The organism is Microbacterium sp. LWS13-1.2, assembly GCF_040144835.1.
Lineage (GTDB): Bacteria > Actinomycetota > Actinomycetes > Actinomycetales > Microbacteriaceae > Microbacterium.
Genome location: NZ_CP151632.1, coordinates 3,604,939 through 3,622,318 on the forward strand (window position 1 = coordinate 3,604,939; position 17,380 = coordinate 3,622,318).

Annotated in this window: 14 protein-coding genes; 11 read left to right on the forward strand and 3 right to left on the reverse strand. The window is 70.2% G+C overall.

Translation table 11 applies throughout. The features are described 5' to 3' along the window. Positions 1-86: 86 nt before the first annotated feature. On the forward strand, positions 87-926 hold the full coding sequence (locus MRBLWS13_RS16675) for a universal stress protein (protein ID WP_349426440.1): 840 nt from the start codon (positions 87-89) through the stop codon (positions 924-926). A 125-nt stretch (positions 927-1,051) separates the two neighbouring features. Beyond that, positions 1,052-2,101 (forward strand): LacI family DNA-binding transcriptional regulator, encoded by a 1,050-nt coding sequence (locus MRBLWS13_RS16680; RefSeq protein WP_349426441.1) that lies wholly within the window; start codon positions 1,052-1,054, stop codon positions 2,099-2,101. 72 nt (positions 2,102-2,173) lie between these two features. Here the strand turns inward: MRBLWS13_RS16680 and MRBLWS13_RS16685 are convergent, their stop codons facing one another. Next, positions 2,174-3,835, reverse strand: a complete 1,662-nt coding sequence (locus MRBLWS13_RS16685; RefSeq protein WP_349426442.1) for a glycoside hydrolase family 32 protein — start codon at positions 3,833-3,835, stop codon at positions 2,174-2,176. Positions 3,836-3,952: 117 nt separating this feature from the next. Further along, positions 3,953-5,569, reverse strand: a complete 1,617-nt coding sequence (locus tag MRBLWS13_RS16690) for a glycoside hydrolase family 68 protein (RefSeq protein WP_349426443.1) — start codon at positions 5,567-5,569, stop codon at positions 3,953-3,955. A gap of 195 nt (positions 5,570-5,764) precedes the next feature. Here MRBLWS13_RS16690 and MRBLWS13_RS16695 point away from each other — a divergent pair, with 195 nt between their 5' ends. The 8 genes from MRBLWS13_RS16695 to MRBLWS13_RS16730 all read left to right on the forward strand — a co-directional run bounded on the left by MRBLWS13_RS16695 (position 5,765) and on the right by MRBLWS13_RS16730 (position 15,229). Then, positions 5,765-6,850, forward strand: a complete 1,086-nt coding sequence (locus MRBLWS13_RS16695; protein WP_349426444.1) for a LacI family DNA-binding transcriptional regulator — start codon at positions 5,765-5,767, stop codon at positions 6,848-6,850. Between the two features lie 41 nt (positions 6,851-6,891). Continuing rightward, entirely contained in the window at positions 6,892-8,181 is a 1,290-nt protein-coding gene (locus tag MRBLWS13_RS16700; protein ID WP_349426445.1) for an extracellular solute-binding protein, read from the forward strand. Between the two features lie 58 nt (positions 8,182-8,239). Further along, positions 8,240-9,181, forward strand: a complete 942-nt coding sequence (locus MRBLWS13_RS16705) for a sugar ABC transporter permease (protein WP_349426447.1) — start codon at positions 8,240-8,242, stop codon at positions 9,179-9,181. A gap of 3 nt (positions 9,182-9,184) precedes the next feature. Beyond that, positions 9,185-10,138, forward strand: coding sequence for a carbohydrate ABC transporter permease (locus MRBLWS13_RS16710; RefSeq protein WP_349426448.1), 954 nt, complete (start codon positions 9,185-9,187; stop codon positions 10,136-10,138). Then, positions 10,135-11,079 carry a carbohydrate kinase gene (locus MRBLWS13_RS16715; protein ID WP_349426449.1) on the forward strand — a complete coding sequence of 315 codons (945 nt, stop codon included), beginning with the start codon at positions 10,135-10,137 and terminating at the stop codon, positions 11,077-11,079. Before MRBLWS13_RS16710 ends, MRBLWS13_RS16715 begins: the two co-directional genes overlap by 4 nt. Before the next feature lie 103 nt (positions 11,080-11,182). Beyond that, entirely contained in the window at positions 11,183-12,151 is a 969-nt protein-coding gene (locus MRBLWS13_RS16720; RefSeq protein WP_349426450.1) for a glycosyl hydrolase family 32, read from the forward strand. A gap of 80 nt (positions 12,152-12,231) precedes the next feature. After that, positions 12,232-14,262 (forward strand): GH32 C-terminal domain-containing protein, encoded by a 2,031-nt coding sequence (locus MRBLWS13_RS16725; protein WP_349426451.1) that lies wholly within the window; start codon positions 12,232-12,234, stop codon positions 14,260-14,262. 205 nt (positions 14,263-14,467) lie between these two features. Further along, entirely contained in the window at positions 14,468-15,229 is a 762-nt protein-coding gene (locus MRBLWS13_RS16730; protein ID WP_349426452.1) for a hypothetical protein, read from the forward strand. A gap of 61 nt (positions 15,230-15,290) precedes the next feature. On the opposite strand, the gene MRBLWS13_RS16735 is transcribed toward MRBLWS13_RS16730, so the two are convergent. Beyond that, a complete protein-coding gene (locus MRBLWS13_RS16735) occupies positions 15,291-16,235 on the reverse strand; it encodes a Ppx/GppA phosphatase family protein (RefSeq protein ID WP_349426454.1) in 945 nt (314 codons plus the stop codon). Positions 16,236-16,276: 41 nt separating this feature from the next. Between MRBLWS13_RS16735 and coaA the strand changes: the two genes are divergently transcribed. Further along, positions 16,277-17,245, forward strand: a complete 969-nt coding sequence (coaA, locus tag MRBLWS13_RS16740) for a type I pantothenate kinase (RefSeq protein ID WP_349426455.1) — start codon at positions 16,277-16,279, stop codon at positions 17,243-17,245. Positions 17,246-17,380: the final 135 nt, after the last annotated feature.

Consider the following 17,380-nt stretch of genomic DNA (forward strand, 5'->3'; position numbering starts at 1 on the left):
AACTGCGCGCCGCGACACCGCGCAGGCGGCGCTCCCGGCCGCGCGCCTTGTCACCGCTACTCTGAGGGCAGCCGAGAGGAGACACCGTGGTCGAACCTATTGTCGTCGGAGTCACAGACGCCCCCGCCGCGCTGCGGGCGGTGGAATGGGCGACAAAGCGCGCGTCGGCCCACCGCCTTCCCCTCAAGCTCATCGAGGTCGTGGGCGGCGCGGTCGGCGCGATCGGCGAGGACGAGGTCCTCGAGCGCGCGGTCGCGGCAGCACGCGAACGCGTCGAGGCCACGGCATCCGCTCTCCCTCGCCTCGGCCTGAAGGTGTACATGCGCGTCGATCGCGGCAATCCGGTCGCGGTGCTGACGGATGCCTCGGCCCACGCGTCGCTGCTGGTGATCGGGAGCGATCACCAGGACGGATCCGGGGGACGCCGCGGCGCGCACGGGCAGCGGATCGCCGCCGGAGCGCAGTGCCCTGTCGTCGTCGTGCCCGACGTGGACGTGTCGAAGCGCACCGGAGTGGTGGTGGGCGTCGACGGCTCGCCGGCGTCGGAGAAGGCGATCGCGTTCGCGGCCGCGGAGGCGGATCGCCTCGGCGAGCCGCTGATCGCCGTCGCGGTGTGGACCCCGCTCGAGGCGCCGCGCAACATGGCGGCCGTCTACCCCGCGGAGTATCTCGAGAACATGGAGAAGCTCACCGCCGAGGCCCTCGGCCTGTCGCTCGCCGGGCTCAGCGCGCAGTACCCCGACCTCGCGATCGAGCATCGTGTCGAGCGGGGGTATCCGGCGCAGATCATCAACGAGCTCGCCTCCTCGGCACGGCTCGCGGTGGTCGGGTCGCGCGGCCGCGGCGCGCTGGCACGCTTCCTGCTCGGTTCGGTCAGTCAGGACGTGCTCAGCCGGCTTGCGACCGTCACCGCCGTCGTGCGCTGAACCTCGGCGCCCCGCACTCGTGCGGGCGGGTGCGTCGCGTCGTCTCCACGGCGTTCCTGCACCGGACTCGCGGGGCGACGTCGCCGCGCACTCGTCGGGAGCCCCGCTCGGCCTAACCTGGAGCAATGGGGAACCGCTCGACGACCGGAGGCGGCCGCCCGCGCGTCAGCGATGTGGCGGCGGCGGCAGGCGTCTCACCGACGACGGTCTCGCACGCCCTCAGCGGCGCCCGCGCCGTCAACGCCGAGACGAGGGAGCGGATCCTCGCGGTGGCGCGCGAGCTCGGCTACGTTCCCGACCGCGTGGCGAGCGGCCTGCGCCGGCGCCGCACCGGGGTCGTCGGCCTGATCGGCGACGACCTCGCCGCGACGCCGTTCGCCGGCCGTATCATCGAGGGCGCCCGCCGCGCGGGGCTCGAGCGGGACGTGCTGCTCATGGTGGCCGAGAGCGGGGGAGATGCCGAGGCCGAGCGCGATCTCGTCTCGCGATTCCTCGCGCAGCGCGTCGACGGCCTGCTCATCGCCCGGATGTACCACCAGCGCGTGGATCGTCCCGCGGTGCCCGACGACGTGCCGGTGGTGCTCGTCGATGCGGCGCCGGAGCCCGGCTGGCAGGTGGATGCCGTCGTGCCCGACGAGGCGCAGATCGCGACGCTCGCGTGCGAGCGGCTCACCCGGGAGGGCCACCGCGAGATCGCCTACGTCGGCACGACCGACGAATCGCGGGCTGCGCGCGGACGCCTGATCGGCGTGCGCTCGGCTCTGGGAGACGCCGGCATCGCCCTCGACGAGGGCAGACTCGATTTCTGCGCCTCGAACGCTGCCGGGGGTCGTGAGGCGGGCGGACGCCTGCTCGACCAGACCCGTCCGCCGACCGCGATCATCTGCTTCAACGACCAGATCGCGATGGGGGTGATGCAGGCCGCCGCGCGACGCGGGATCCCCGTGCCGGCAGGCCTGTCGGTGGTCGGCATCGACGACCTGCGCCCGGTCGCCGATGCCCTGGACCCCGGGCTCACGACGGTCGCGCTGCCCCACGACGAGATCGGACGGTGGGGGATGACGCGGCTGCTGGATCGGATAGACGGCACCGCTCCGCCCGTCGGCGACGGCGTGCACCAGCTGCGGGGCTGGCTCGTCGAGCGCGGCTCCGTCGCCGCGCCCGCCGTCCGCTGATCAGCGCGCCGCGCGCTAGCCGCGACCGGTCTGGCCGCGACCGGTCCGCCCGCCGTCCGCTGACGAGCGCGCCTAGCGGCGACCGGTCCGCTCGACGGGCGCGACGCGCAGGGGAGTAAGGCTCGCGTCGGTGACGCTCACCGCACCATCCGCCCCCTCGATGCGCAGTCCGCGCTCGCCCGCCGACCCGAAGGTCGCCATCGTCAGCGCGACGTCCCCGTCGCCGGCGAACACCTCGACCGACGCCGCATCCACGACGATGTCGAGCTCCACCCGTCCGTCGACCGGAGCGACGCGCGCCGTGCGCACGTCGCGGTACGCCTCCGGCATCCCTTCGGCGACCGCGTCCGCGTCGCGCGTCACGAACGCGACCCCCGCAGCGAAGTCGTAGCCGACGGTGGCGAACGTGCCGTCGCCGGTGAGCACCTTCACGCGGAGTTCGCCGGTGTCGCCGGCCGCCTCGGACGCGGTGAGCCTCAGCCGATAGGCGCCCGACGCCGGCACGTCGACCTCGACCGCGGTCTCGGCGTCCACCTGCGCGTCCGCGAGCGCCTCGCGTTCTCCGGCCAGCGCGTCCAGCTCCGGCGCGGGCGTCGAGTGCAACGTGGCGCCCGCCCCGTTCGCCCGCAGCGAGATCGTGCGCATGAGGGAGTCCGAGCCGCCGTGCCAGTCTTCGCCCGGCAGGCTGCCGGCGTAGGCCCAGTTGTTCATCCAGCCGATGCCGTACCTCGACGCCAGACGGTCGCCGGTGTCGAGCCGGGGGTCGTCCCACGTGACAGCGGCGTAGTAGTCGGGACCGTGGTCCAGCCACTGGTGCCCGGTTCCGTCGGCCGTGAAGCGCTCGCCGTCCCACTGACCGACCCAGTACGCGGTGCCGGTGGTCATGCCCTCCGCCGCGCCGTTGGCACCGGCCACGAGCACCCAGCGCACGTCGTCGGGATCCCCGTTCACCGACATCGGGAACAGGTCGGGGCACTCGAGCACGCCGAGCCCGGCGGTCGGGAAGTCCGAGACGTAGGTCCACTCGCGCAGATTCGGCGAGGTGTAGAAGCCGATCCGGTCGTGCTCGGCCAGCGCCATCACCCAGCGCCCGGCGGCCTCGTCCCAGAACACGCGCGGGTCCCGCCAGTCCGCGACGCCGGGGTTGTCCATCACCGGGTTGCCGTCGTACGACTCGAAGCTGTAGCCGCTGTCGCGCGAGAAGAAGAGCGACTGCCGCTGCACGCCGTCCACCTGCTGGGTGACGAGGGCGATCACCGCACCCGCGCCGAACCCGGCGGTGCCGTGCGCGTCGACCACCGCGGTGCCGGTCCAGATGTCGCCCAGGCCGTTGGCGTACTTCTCGATCGCCACGCCTTCGTCCTGCCAGTGCACCAGGTCGGTCGAGGTCGCGTGGTACCACGCCGTGCCGTTCCCGTCGGGGTAGTCGGCGTTGTACAGGTAGTAGTAGTGCCACACGCCGTCGAGCAGGAACGGCTTCTGCGGATCGTTCATCCAGCTCTCGCCGGGCGTGATGTGGATCCCCGGCCGATGCGGCGACCAGTCCGCCGGCCGCTCGCCCGTGTCGGCGGACGGTGCCGTCGGTGTGGGCCGAACCCCGGGGCTGCCTTCCGACGGCCTCAGCACGGTGACCGCCGTTCCGAGCACGAGAGCGACCACCGCGATGGCCGCCGCCGCCCAGAGCAGGGCGCGCCGCCAGGGGAACGTGGTCTGGGCATCGTGTGCGTCGTGCATCGCGGGTTCCTTCCGGATCGGGCGGGCAGAGAATGTCGGGCAAGCGGGGCGAGACGGAGCGGGACGGATGCCTCGGCACGAGGCCGTGCCGAGGCATCCGTCGCTCTGTCGCTACGGTCAGCGCAGCGGCTTCTCTTTGCCGCCGGGGTTGATGTTGATGTTCGCCGGGATGTCGGCGTAGCCGCCGAGCCCGCCGTCCCCGTACGAGTAGTCGACCGCCGACGAGGCGCCGTCGATGTCGATCTTGACCGTCGGTGCGAGAGTGCCGCCGCGGCGGAAGTCGCCCTCGGTGCCGATCGTGTCGATGAACGACTGCACCAGTCCACCGGGCATGACGTAGTGCGAGTACGCCTGGAAGTGCCCGATCGGCTGGTTGAAGTCCGGCGCGAACGGCTGCCCGCCGGCGAAGTTCAGGTTCGTCGGGTTGCCGAGCGCGAGTCCCGAGCCGGCGTTCATCGGCTGGTAGTCGCTGCGGATGCCGTCGCCGACGAAGCCGTAGACGCCCTCAGGCCCATCGATGCCGTTCGCGAACGTGCCGCGGTGGCTGATGGTGAAGAGGTAGTACCTGCCGTCCTTCATGTAGATCTGCGGACGCTCGGTCTGATCCGTGACGCAGTTCGCCGACAGGATGGGCGGCAGGAACTCCCACTCGGTGAGGTCCTCGTTCTTCGCCTTCGCGAGACCGACGTTGCCGATCTGATACGTGGCGCCCGAGGCGTTCACCTGCTCGACAGTCTCTGCGAACGGATCCCCCTCGCGGTAGCCGAGGTCCTCTTCGTTGCACGTCGCGCTCTCGCGGGGCATGGCGGAGTTGCCTTCGAAGACCATGAAGGTCTCACCCGGGTGCGCCGGGTCCTCGAACGTGAACGGGTCGCGGAAGTTGAAGAACTCGTTCTGCGCACCGGTCTGGTAGTAGGTGCCGTCGGCCTGCAGCAGGTCGGTGACCTCGTCGAATCCGGTCAGCTTCACGCCGTTCTTGTTGGCGTGCACCTTGCCGACGCTCAGCGCGATGCGCGGGTCGTAGGGCTTGCGGTTGCTGCCGTCCCCGTTGCGGTAGAACGCGACATCCGTGAAGAACAGCTTGATCTCGCCGCTCTTCGAGATGCGCGCCGAACCCGACCACTGGGTCTGGTGGCTGTAGGACTGGTCGGGGAAGATCTGGCCGGTCACGCCCTCGTCGAAGACGAGGCCGCCGTACGTCCAGCCGCCGTTCTCCGGACGCTCGTCGGCGGGGACGCCGGCCGGGCGATAGAAGTAGCCGATCTTCGCGAACACGTGCCGCTCGTCGAACACGAGGTTGCGGTCGGCCACGAGCGAGAAGATGATCTCCTGGCCGTTGACGCTGTACTGGTTGGCGTCCTCGTCGGTCAGTGGCCAGGAATCCCAGACCCAGACCTCTTCATTGCTCATGTCGGGGAAGTCCTGCGGAACCGCGGGCATCGTGAGCTCGGCGGGCATCGAGTTCTGCTTCGAGCCCGCAGTCGGGTCGGACAGGCGCTTGAGCTGCCGCGCGTCCGCCCGGGTCCACTTGGCGGTGAAGTCGTCCTCAGGGGCAAAGGCCTCCTGAGTGTGGACGGTCGGTTCGGGTCCGTTCTGGAGGTCGGGCAGCGCTGCTGCGGTGACGGGACCGACGGCGGCAGCGGCCGGCAGGCCGACCAGTGCCGACACCGCGACGGCCGCAGCGGTGACGCCGCCGGTCAGGATGCGCCTGACGCGCTTCGGGGGAGTGTTCATTTCTGGAGCTCCTTCGAGATCGAGCAATGCAAATCGATTTGCATCGCATATTCATAGTGACACGGGATGGCGGATCGCGCATGTCGGCCGTTCGGGGGACACGGGCTTCAGAGACATGGCGCTTGACGCGACGCCGCTCGTCGGTTCATAATCGACCCGTTCGATAAATCGATTTATCACAATGGAGTGCACAACATGGCGAGGGCCCGGATCTCAGACGTGGCGGCGGCAGCCGGCGTCTCGGTGACCACGGTTTCGCTCGTCATGAACGATGTGGAGTCGCGCATCTCGGAGGAGACGAGGATTCGCGTCCGCGAAGCCGCGCGCGCGATCGGATACGCGCCGAGCTCGGTCGCCCGCGGGCTGCGCACGCAGCAGACCCGCACGGTCGGCCTCATCTCCGACCAGATCGCGACGACTCCGTTCGCCGGGGACATGCTCGCCGGGGCGCAAGACGCCGCGCGAGCGAACGGCCACCTCGTCTTCCTCATCGACACCGGCGGCGACAGTGCGATCGAAGCCGACGCCATCCGCGCGCTCACCGCCCAGCAGGTCGACGCGCTCATCTACGCGTGCATGTGGCATCAGGTGGTCCCCGCTCCGGCCGGACTGCCCGCCGGGGCGGTCTTCCTCGACTGCCGGCCCGAGAACGGCGGCTTCCGCTCCGTCGTCCCCGACGATCGCGCCGGGGGCGCGGCGGCCGTGCGCGAACTGGTCGCCGCGGGGCATCGGCGCATCGCCTACATCGACACCGACGACACTCCCATCGCGTCCACCCTGCGCCACGAGGGCTATCTCGAAGTGCTCGCCGAGAACGGCATCCCCGTCGATCCGGCGCTCCACGTTCACGGCGAGACGACCGCCCGCGGCGGGCGCGCCGCCTTCGAACAACTGCTCGAGCTCCCCGAGGAGCAGCGCCCCACCGCGATCTTCTGCTTCAACGACCGCATGGCCGTCGGCGTGTACATCGCCGCGCACCGCCGCGGCCTCGACATCCCGCGGGATCTCTCGATCGTCGGCTACGACGATCAGCAGCTCATCGCCGCGGAACAGGATCCCCCCCTCACCACCATCGCGCTGCCCCATTACGACATGGGCCGCTGGGCGATGGAGGTCGCGCTCGGCGTCCGCGCAGAGGGGGATGAGGACGCCACGCACCTCATGGAGTGTCCCGTCATCCGACGAGACTCCGTAGGCCCGCCGCCGGCGCAAGTCGCCAAACCGAACCGGCGACGGGCTTCACACACCGAGAGGCCGCCACAGGCGGCCACCGATCGGTGACCCACGCGGGCGTGAGTCACCAAGAAAAGGAAACCACAACAATGCGCACAAGGACCCCGATCCTCGTGTCCGCGGGGCTGGTCACGGCGATCGCCTTGACCGGCTGCGGGCAGGCCGGTCAAGGAGACGACACGACCGCGGACGGCCGCACACAGCTGACGATGTGGACCCACTCGGCGGGTAACCCCGCCGAGCTCGAGGTCTACGAGCAGATCATCTCCGACTTCAACGACTCGCAGGACGAGTACGAGGTCGTCCACGAGTCGTTCCCGCAGGGCGCCTACAACGACGCGATCGTCGCGGCCGCGGCATCCGGAGATCTTCCCTGCCTTCTCGACCTCGACGGGCCGATCATGCCCAACTGGGCGTGGGCCGGGTACCTGCAGCCGCTCGAGCTGCCGACCGAGCTCACCGACTCGCTGCTGCCCACCGCGGTCGGCGTGTGGGAGGACGAGATCTACTCGGCAGGGTACTGGGATGCCGCGCTCGCCATCTTCGCGCGGGAGTCGGTGCTCGAGGGCAACGGCATCCGCATCCCGACGATGGAGGAGCCGTGGACGGCCGACGAGTTCCGTGCGGCCCTGGCGACGCTGAAGGATGCCGGCTACGAGACCCCCATCGACATCGGCGCCGAGGACACCGGCGAGTGGTGGCCCTACGCGTACTCGCCGTTCCTGCAGAGCTTCGGCGGCGACCTCATCGACCGCTCGACCATGCTCACCGCCGACGGTGCGCTCAACGGACCCGAGGCGGTCGCGTGGGGCGAGTGGTTCGCCGGTCTCTTCGCCGACGGCTACGCCGACAACAGCGGGACCGTGGGCAACCAGGAGTTCGTCGACGACGAGGTGGCGCTCAGCTACACGGGCGTCTGGAACGCCGTCGCCGCGCTCGACGCGGTCGGTGACGACCTGCTCATCCTGCCCCCGCCGGACCTCGGCAACGGCCCGAAGATCGGCGGCGGCTCGTGGCAGTGGGGCATCTCGTCGGAGTGCAACGACGCCGACGGCGCTCGCCAGTACCTCGAGTTCAGCTTCCAGGACGAGTACATCACCGAGTTCGCCGACAAGCAGGTCGTGATCCCCGCCACCGAGGCGGCCGCGCAGGCGTCGGAGTACTTCGGCGACGACGGCGCCCTGCGCCCGTTCGTCGAGTTCTCGCAGGAGTACGCGGTGCTGCGGCCCGAGACGCCCGCCTATGCGGTGATCTCGGCCACGTTCGAGACCGCCGCGAAGGACATCATGAGCGGCGCCGACGTGCAGGAGACGCTCGATCGCGCCGTGTCGGACATCGACGCGAACATCGCGTCGAACGACGGGTACGGCTTCCAGTGATCCGCCGCGCCGGCGGGGGCCTCATGCCCCCGCCGGCGCATCCTCAGAGAGACCTGCCATGACTGTCACTCCACCGACGGTCGCCGCCGAAGAACCTCGGCGCGAACTCCGTCGCTTCCGCTCCATCAAGGGGCGCGAGACCTGGGCCGGACTCGGGATGATCGCCCCCGCCGGCATCCTCCTGGTCCTGTTCCTCATCATCCCCGTGGTCCTCGCCTTCACGCTGTCGTTCACGAATGCGCGGCTCATCTCGCCCAACCCCCCGCGCTTCGTGGGGATGGACAACTTCGTCCGCGCGTTCACCGCCGACCCGCTGTTCGTCCAGTCCGTCGGCAACACGGCCGTCTTCGCGCTGGTGGTCGTGCCCGTGCAGGCCGCCCTCGGGCTGCTGCTGGCGGTACTCGTCAACCGGCGCATGCGCGGGGTCACCGCCTTCCGCGTGATCTTCTTCATCCCGGTCGTCACCTCGATCGTCGTGGTGTCGATCCTCTGGAAGTTCATGTACCAGCAGGACGGCCTCATCAACTCGATGATCGACGCCCTCACCTTCGGCCTCTGGTCGGGCGCCGACTGGCTGAATGATCCGCAGACCGCGCTCGGCGCGATCATCTTCATGTCGATCTGGCAGGCCGTCGGATTCCACATGATCATCTGGCTCTCGGGTCTGCAGACGATTCCCGAAGAGCTCTACGAGGCCGCCAGGATGGACGGCGCGAGCCCGTGGCGCCAGTTCACGAACGTCACCTGGCCGGGCCTTCGCCCGACGATGGTGTTCGTGCTCGTCACGATCACGATCGCAGCCCTCGGCCTCTTCGTACAGGTCGACGTGATGACCCAGGGCGGCCCGCAGGGCTCGACCTCCACGATCGTCTTCCACGCCGTACGGAAGGGCTACGAGCAGCAGGAGATCGGCTACGCCGCCGCGATCTCGCTCATCTTCTTCGTCGCCGTGCTGATCATCGCGCTCATCCAGCGCCGGCTGACGCGAGAGAAGGACTGACCCATGTCCGAGACCCGAACCCTCACCACGGCGCGTGACGCGCGTCGCCCGTCGCCGCCCGTGCGCCCCGTCCGCAGCGAGAAGTCCCATCGGCTGCGCGGAAAGATCCTCGTGTACATCGCGATGTCGTTGTTCGGCATGCTGTTCCTGTTCCCGCTCGTGTTCATGTTCGTGTCCAGCCTCAAGCCCGACGCGCAGATCCTGCAGGACGTCGATTCGGTGAACGCGTTCCTGCCCACCGGAGACATCAGCCTCGACAACTACTTCGGGGTCTTCGATCGCGTGCCCGTCGCGCAGTTCCTGTTCAACTCGGTGTTCGTCACCGTCCTCACCGTCGGACTCGGTCTCATCGTCAACTCGATGGCGGGCTTCGCGCTGTCGCGACTGCAGTGGAAGGGGCGCATCGTCGTCCTCGCCGTCGTGATCGCCACGCTCATCGTGCCGTTCGAGACGATCGCGGTGCCGATGGTCTACTGGGTGGCGCAGCTGCCGACGCTCGTGATCGAGGGCGGGGTGCTCAAGTACGACTTCGGCTGGCTCAACACCTACGAGGTGCAGATCGTGCCGTTCATCGCGAACGCGTTCTCGATCTTCCTGTTCACGCAGTACTTCTCGACGATCCCGAAGTCGCTCGACGAGGCGGCGCGGATCGACGGTGCCAGCTGGTTCACCATCTACCGCCGCATCCTCGTGCCGCTGTCGGGCCCTGCGTTCGCGACGGTCGCGATCCTCACCTTCCTGCCGGCGTGGAACCAGTACCTGTGGCCGCTCATGGTGGTGCAGAAGGAGGAGCTGCGACCCGTCATGGTCGGCATGCAGTACTTCTTCCAGCTGAACACCGCGTGGGGCGAAGTGATGGCGTACACGTCGCTCATCACGCTGCCGGTGCTGATCGTGTTCCTGATCTTCCAGCGCGCGTTCGTGAGCAGCATCGCAGCGAGCGGGGTGAAGGGATGAGCACGGATGCCGCGCCGCACGTCGTCGTGGTCGGCGAGTCCCTGGTCGATATCGTGCACCGCGCCGGCGGGGCGGTCGACGAGGCGCCGGGCGGCAGCCCCGCGAACGTCGCGCTGACGCTCGGACGCCTCGGCCGCGCTCCGATCCTCGTCACGCGACTCGCCGAGGACGACCGGGGACGCGGTGTGCGGCGCTGGCTCGAGCAGTCCGGGGTGGCCGTCGACGCCGTCGCCGCCCCGCGGACGTCGACCGCCACCGCGGTGCTGGACGCGAGCGGGGCCGCGACGTACACGTTCGATCTGGAGTGGGATCTCGGCGGCGAGGTCGCACGACTCGCAGAGGACGTGTTCGGCTCGGCCGACCTCGTGCACGTCGGCTCGGTCGGCGCCGTCCTCGAGCCCGGCGCCGGCCAGGTCGCCGCACTCGTGCGCGCGGTGCACGGCCGCGTGATCATCACGTACGACCCCAATATCCGCCCATCGCTGGTCCGCGACCCGCAGGCGGTCCGCGCCCGCGTGGACGAGCTCATCGGCATCGCCGATGTCGTGAAGACCAGCGACGAGGACGTGCAGTGGCTGCACCCGGGTCGGGATGCGATCGCGGTGGCGCGTGAGTGGGTGATCCGCGGCCCTGGCCTGGTCGTGGTCACGCGCGGCGCCGAAGGAGCGGTCGCGGTGACGGCGGACGCCGAGGTCGTGGTTCCCGCCGTGTCGACCGACGTCGTCGACACGGTGGGCGCCGGCGACACCTTCATGGGCGCCCTCATCGACGGCCTTCTCGCTCGCGAGGCGGGCCCCGGGTTGCGGACGCCGGGCGGCGGCATCCGTCCCGACGAACTCGAGGCGCTGCTGGGCCGCTCCGCCGAGGCCGCCGCCATCACCGTGTCGCGACCGGGCGCCGACCCGCCGCGGCGGGAGGAGCTGCTCGCGCGGATCGCGTGACGCGAACCGTTGCTCCTGCCTCTCGGCGACTCCCGCTTCCGGCTGTTCAGCCGACCAGTTCACCCGGCGCGCTGTCTCGCGCCCGACTCGAAAGGCTCCTGCATTGTTCGACCTCCCCGGCTCCTGGGTATGGGACTTCTGGTTCGCCGACGACGGCGACCGCTATCACCTGTTCTTCCTCTACGCCTCGCGCGCGCTCCATGATCCGGATGCCCGCCACCACCGCGCGGCGATCGGCCACGCGGTCTCGACCGACCTCGTCGAGTGGACGCAGGTCGCCGACGCGCTCGTGCACGGCGATGCCCCGGCCTTCGACGAGCTCGCCACTTGGACAGGCTCGGTGGTGCGGCATCCGGACGGGACGTGGTTCCTGTTCTACACAGGTGCCTCGCTCGCCGCCGACGGCCGGAATGTGCAGCGGATCGGCTACGCCACGTCGTCCGACCTGCTCGGCTGGACCAAGGCAGACGGGCCGGTGCTCGAAGCACGCGAGCCCTGGTACGAGAAGCTCGCGAGCGGCGCCTGGCACGATGAGGCCTTCCGCGACCCCTGGGTGTTCGCCGACCCGGACGGCGACGGGTGGCACATGCTGCTCACCGCTCGCGCGCCCGAGGGGCCCGTCGCCGGCCGGGGCGTGGTGGGTCACGCCTGGTCGCCCGACCTGCGCACGTGGGAGCTGCGCGCGCCGCTGACCGTGCCGAGCGAGCACGGGTTCGGGCAGCTGGAGGTGCTGCAGGCCGAGGTCGTCGAGGGGCAGCCGGTGCTGATCTTCTCGTGCCTCGCCGAACACGCCACCGACGCGCGGCGCGACGCCGGCGGAGGCACATGGGCGGTGCCGGCGAAGAGCCTGCTCGGCCCGTTCGACGTGGATGCCGCGTACCCCGTGACGGACGAGCGGCTCTACGTCGGGCGTCTGCTGCGACGCCGCTCGGACGGCCAGTGGCTCCTCTTCGCCTTCCGGAACGCCGGCGAGGATGGGGCGTTCGTCGGGGGCGTCACCGATCCCATGCCCGTGGAGTGGCGCGGAGGGCGGCTCGTGCAAGGCGCCACCGAGGCAGTGGCGAGCGCCTGACACCGATCTGGACCGGCACCCTGCGGGCGGGTGCCGGTCCAGCCCGCGGTCGCGGGGTGCAACGCCCGCACGGAGAAGGGATGACGATGGTGTCAGACGCAGGACGAGGGCGGGTGCGGCTGGCCGCCGGTGCGCTCGCTGTGATCGGTATCGGCGTGGCAGGCGGACTGGTGGGCGGATCGCAGGCGGACGCGGCCCGGGCTGCCGACCCGGATGACGAGCACCGCGCGCAGTACCACTTCACGGTGCCGGACCACTGGAAGAACGACCCGCAGCGGCCGGTCTACGTCGACGGCAGATTCCACTACTACTACCTCTACAACGGCGACTACAACGCCGATCCGACGGCGAACTTCGGCACGGAGTGGCGGCTGGCGACCTCCTACGACGGCGTCGTCTTCGCCGATCAGGGCGTCGCTGCGCCCAAGAAGACCAATGCCAACTACGACCTCTGGTCGGGTTCCGCGGTCGTCGATCACGCGAACACCGCCGGGTTCGGCGCGGGCGCGGTGGTGATGCTCGTCACGCAGATGGATCATCCGACCCTCGCCCAGCAGGCGAACGCGTCCGGCCCGCAGGCGCAGTTCCTCTGGTACTCGACGGACGGCGGCCGGAACTTCCAGCCGTCCGGCGAGGCGCCCGTCATCCCCAACGAAGGCCGGGCGGACTTCCGCGATCCGAAGGTCGTCTGGGATGCCGAGCGGGGCCGCTGGGTGGCGCTGATCGCGGAGCGTGATCGCGTGAGCTTCTACACCTCGCCGGATCTGAAGACCTGGTCGCGGGTGTGGGAGTACGTGAACCCGGGCATCGGCACCATCGAATGCCCGGACCTCTTCCAGATCCGGGCCGACGACGGTTCCCTCACGTGGGTGTTCGGCGTCAGCGCGAACGGGTACGCGACGAACGAGCCGGCGACCTTCGCGTACTGGACGGGCTCGTTCGACGGCACGTCGTTCGCCTTCGACCAGGCAGCTCCGCAATGGCTCGATCACGGGTTCGACTGGTACGGGGCGGTGACCTGGGAGGACCCGGCGGCGCCGCTGGACCGCCGGTACGCCGTCGGCTGGATGAACAACTGGGACTACGCGCACTCGACGCCGACGTGGGCATCCGACGGGTTCAACGGCACCGACTCCATCACGCGCGAGATCCGGCTCAAGCGCTACGGGTCGACCTTCAGCCTGGTCTCCCAGCCGGTCGCCGCACTGGCGAACATCGCCACGACGCGCGCCGACCTCGGCGACGTCACCGTCGACGGGTTCCTGCCCCTCGCGTACGAGGGGGACGCCTACCAGGTGGAGGCGGACGTGACATGGCAGACCGCATCCAACATCGGGCTGCAGCTGCGACGATCCGCCGACGGGACCCGGCACGCCGACGTCGGTGTGACGGAGACCTACGCGTACCTCAACCGCGGCCAGACCGGCTACCCGGCGGGCACCTGGAAGTCCGAGAGCCGCACGCCCTTCTCGAACGACGACGGCCGCGTGCACCTGCGGATACTCGTGGACCGGACCACCATCGAGGTCTTCGTCGACGACGGCCGCTACGTGCACTCGAGTCAGGTGTTCGCGCCCCCGGGCGACGACGGCATCGCACTCTACTCGGCGGGCGGGCCGGCCACGTTCCACGACCTGACGATCACGGAGTTCGGCAGCGTCGTACAGCGGCCGGCGCAGCTCATCGGCGGCATCGAAGGGGCCACGTGGGGAGCGGGGTGGACGGCGGCCGGCAGCTTCGCGGCGGCCGCTCCCTCAGCCTCGAGCCTGGTAGGACAGGTCGGGGCGCACGTCGCCGACACCTTCGCGGGAGGGGGAGACCCGGCGACCGGCGCGATCACCTCGCCGCCCTTCACCGTCGACCGGAACTTCCTCCACTTCCTGGTCGGCGGTGGCGATCATCCGCTGGGCGTGGAGCCCGCGACATCGGTGCAGCTGCTCGTCGACGGTCAGCCCGTTCGCACCGCGACCGGCGAGGACTCGGCGCGGCTGCGCCCGGTGGAGTGGGACGTGAGGGAGTTCGCCGGACGGACGGCGCAGATCCAGATCCTCGACGATGCCACGGGCGAGTGGGGACACCTGATGGTGGATCAGTTCCTCCTCAGCGATTGACACGCCGACTTGAGACATGAGACTCAGAGTCTCTAGAGTGGCCACGTGCTCGACCCTGGGGGGAACGAGCACGGGCGATCCGTCGACGGCCCCATGCTGTCGCGCGGAGGACCAGGGCGGTGCCGGGTTGTGGGGACCCGGCACCGCGACCTGGTCGCGCGTCGCGGGGGTCCACAACCTGCCGCGTGCCAGCGATAATCGAAGGGTGCAGGATCCCGGACCCCGATCACGCCGACCCGCGGGTGAGACGCGGGCGCTCATGCTGGACGCCGCCGTCGAGCGGGTCAAGGCAGAGGGGCTCCTGCTCGACTACGCGAACATCGAGCTCGAGGACCTGATCCGTGCCGCCGGCGTGCCGCGGTCCACGGTGTTCCGCATCTGGCCCGACCGCGCCGCCTTCGTCGCAGATCTCGTCCGGGCTCTGTTCGAGGCGGATCCCGGGTTCGACACCGGTTTCGACGGCGAGACGCTGCAGCTCATCGAGCGCGCACTTGCCGAGAGCTCCGATGCTGCGAGCACCCCGGCGGGGCGGCAGGCCGCGCTACGCGAGGTGCTGCGGGTCGCTGTCGCGCACAACATGGCGTCCGTGGAGGACACCGTCGCCTGGAGCGTGTACCGCACGATCTCGGCGGCGCTCTCGAGCGGCGACGCGGTGCCGGGCGGGGAAGGCATCCGCGTGCAGATCGCGGAGATCGTCGAGCGGTACCTGGATCGCATGGCCGAGGTCTACCGCGGGCTCAATGCCGCATTCGGGCTGCGCATGCGGGCGGGCCTCACCGAGCACGATCTCGCCGTAGCCGTGATCGCGATGATCGACGGGATGGGCGACCACCGCCGCATCAACCCCGCGATGATCGAAACTCCGCGCACCGTCGCCCTCGGCGAGGAGGACGCGCGCGAGTGGCATCTCGCCGGCATCGCGGTCGCCGGGATCTACTCGGCGTTCACCGAGGCCGTCGACGCGTGATCGCGGGCTGGCCGGCCGCTGCCGACTGGACGTGGCCGGCGGTTCAGGCGACTGGCCGGCGTCACGCCGACGGCGCGCTCCAGCTGAGCGACTCGATGTAGCGCAGCAGCACGCCCTCGCGCAGCGCCCACGGCGAGACCTCGAGCTCGTCGACGTCGAGGGCGCGCATCGCCTCGTGCAGCACGACCGCACCGGCGACGATCTGGAACGTCCGGTCGGGAGTGATCCCCGGCAGCTCCTGCCGGGCCGACCCGGGGATGCGCGCGAGCCGAGGAATCCACGAGCCGAGCGCTGCGCGGGGGAGCAGCATCCGTTCGATCCCCGACCAGCCGGGAGCGGGGTAGCCGACCAGCTTCGCGAGCGAGCGGATCGCCTTCGACGAGCCGACCACGTGATCGGGGCGGGCCAGTCTGCCGAACGACGCGGCGACCGGCGCGAGCGTCGACCGCGCGTGCGCGCGGAGCTGCTCGACCGCCGCCTCGCCCGGTGGGTCGTCGGGAAGGAACTGGATCGTCATGCGGCCGGCGCCGAGGGGGACGGATGCCGCCGCCTCGGGCAGCTCGTCCGGCCCCGCGGCGATCTCGAGCGAGCCGCCGCCGATGTCGAAGAGGAGGATCTGCCCCGCGGCCCAGCCGAACCAGCGGCGGACGGCCAGGAACGTGTACCGCGCCTCGGTCTCGCCGCCCAGCACCTGCAGCGGCTGGCCCAGCGCCTCCTCGATGAGCGCGATGACCTCGGGGCCGTTCTTCGCCTCGCGGACGGCCGAGGTCGCCGTCGCGAGCAGCTCGTCGACGCGTTCGGCCGCGGCGACCTTTCGCGCCTCGCTCACCGCGGCGACGAGCGCCGTGACGCCCTCGTCGGTGATCGAGCCGTCAGGAGCCAGGTAGCGCATGAGGCGCAGCACCGTGCGCTGGCTCGTCGTCGCGAGCGGCCGGCCGCCGGGGCGGACATCGGCGACCAGCAGGTGGACGGTGTTCGAGCCGATGTCGAGGACTCCGAGGCGCACGCGTCTCAGGCTAGCGGTCGAGAGCGGTTACGATGGGCGCGATGTCCGCCGACGAAGCCACCGCCTACGACCTGGGGGCGGTCACCCCCATCCTCTCGCTGTATCGCGAGATCGATCGAGCGGACTGGGCGCGGCTCGCGGCCGGTCTGACGCAGCCGCTGAGCGAGACCGAGATCGTGCAGATCCGCGGCCTCGGCGACCGCCTCGACATGGCCGAGGTCGCACAGGTGTACGTACCGCTGTCGCGGCTGCTGTCGCTGTATGCCGAATCGACCAAGCGGCTGGGCGCCGAGGAGTCCGCGTTCCTCGGCGAGGCCGACACCACGACGCCGTTCATCGTCGGGGTGGCCGGCTCGGTCGCGGTCGGCAAGTCCACGATCGCGCGTCTGCTGCGCGAGCTCACGAGCCGCTGGCCCGGCACGCCCCGCGTGGAGCTCGTCACGACCGACGGCTTCCTCTACCCGAACGCCGAACTCGAGCGACGCGGCCTCATGGACCGCAAGGGCTTCCCCGAGTCGTACGACCGCCGGGCGCTGGTGTCATTCCTCACCGAGGTGAAGAGCGGCGCCCCCGAGGTACGCGCACCTTTCTATTCGCACATGCGATACGACATCGTCCCCGACGCCGTCGTCACCGTGCGTCGCCCCGACATCGTCATCGTCGAGGGCCTGAATGTGCTGCAGCCGCCACCCACGCCCAACGACGTCGCGGTGAGTGACCTGTTCGACTTCTCGATCTTCGTGGACGCGGATGCCGGGCACATCGCCCAGTGGTACGTCGACCGCTTCCTCGCCCTGCGCCGCGCCGCCTTCAGCAACCCGAACTCGTTCTTCAACGTCTTCGCGCACCTCTCCGATGAGGAGGCCGTGGATCGGGCGCTCGGCTACTGGAACACCATCAATCTGCCGAACCTGCAGGAGAACGTGCTTCCGACGCGCCACCGCGCCGACCTCGTACTGCAGAAGGGCGCCGACCACACCGTCGAGACGGTGCTCCTCCGCAAGCTTTGACGCATCGGATCAATGCGACGAAGGAGCGTTGATGCGATGCGCGTCAAGGTTGAGCGAGCGAGGGACGAGCGAGACGAAACTTACCAGCCGCCGCGGCATCCTTATTCGTAAGGGCTCCTTGCGAAAACCCCCGCC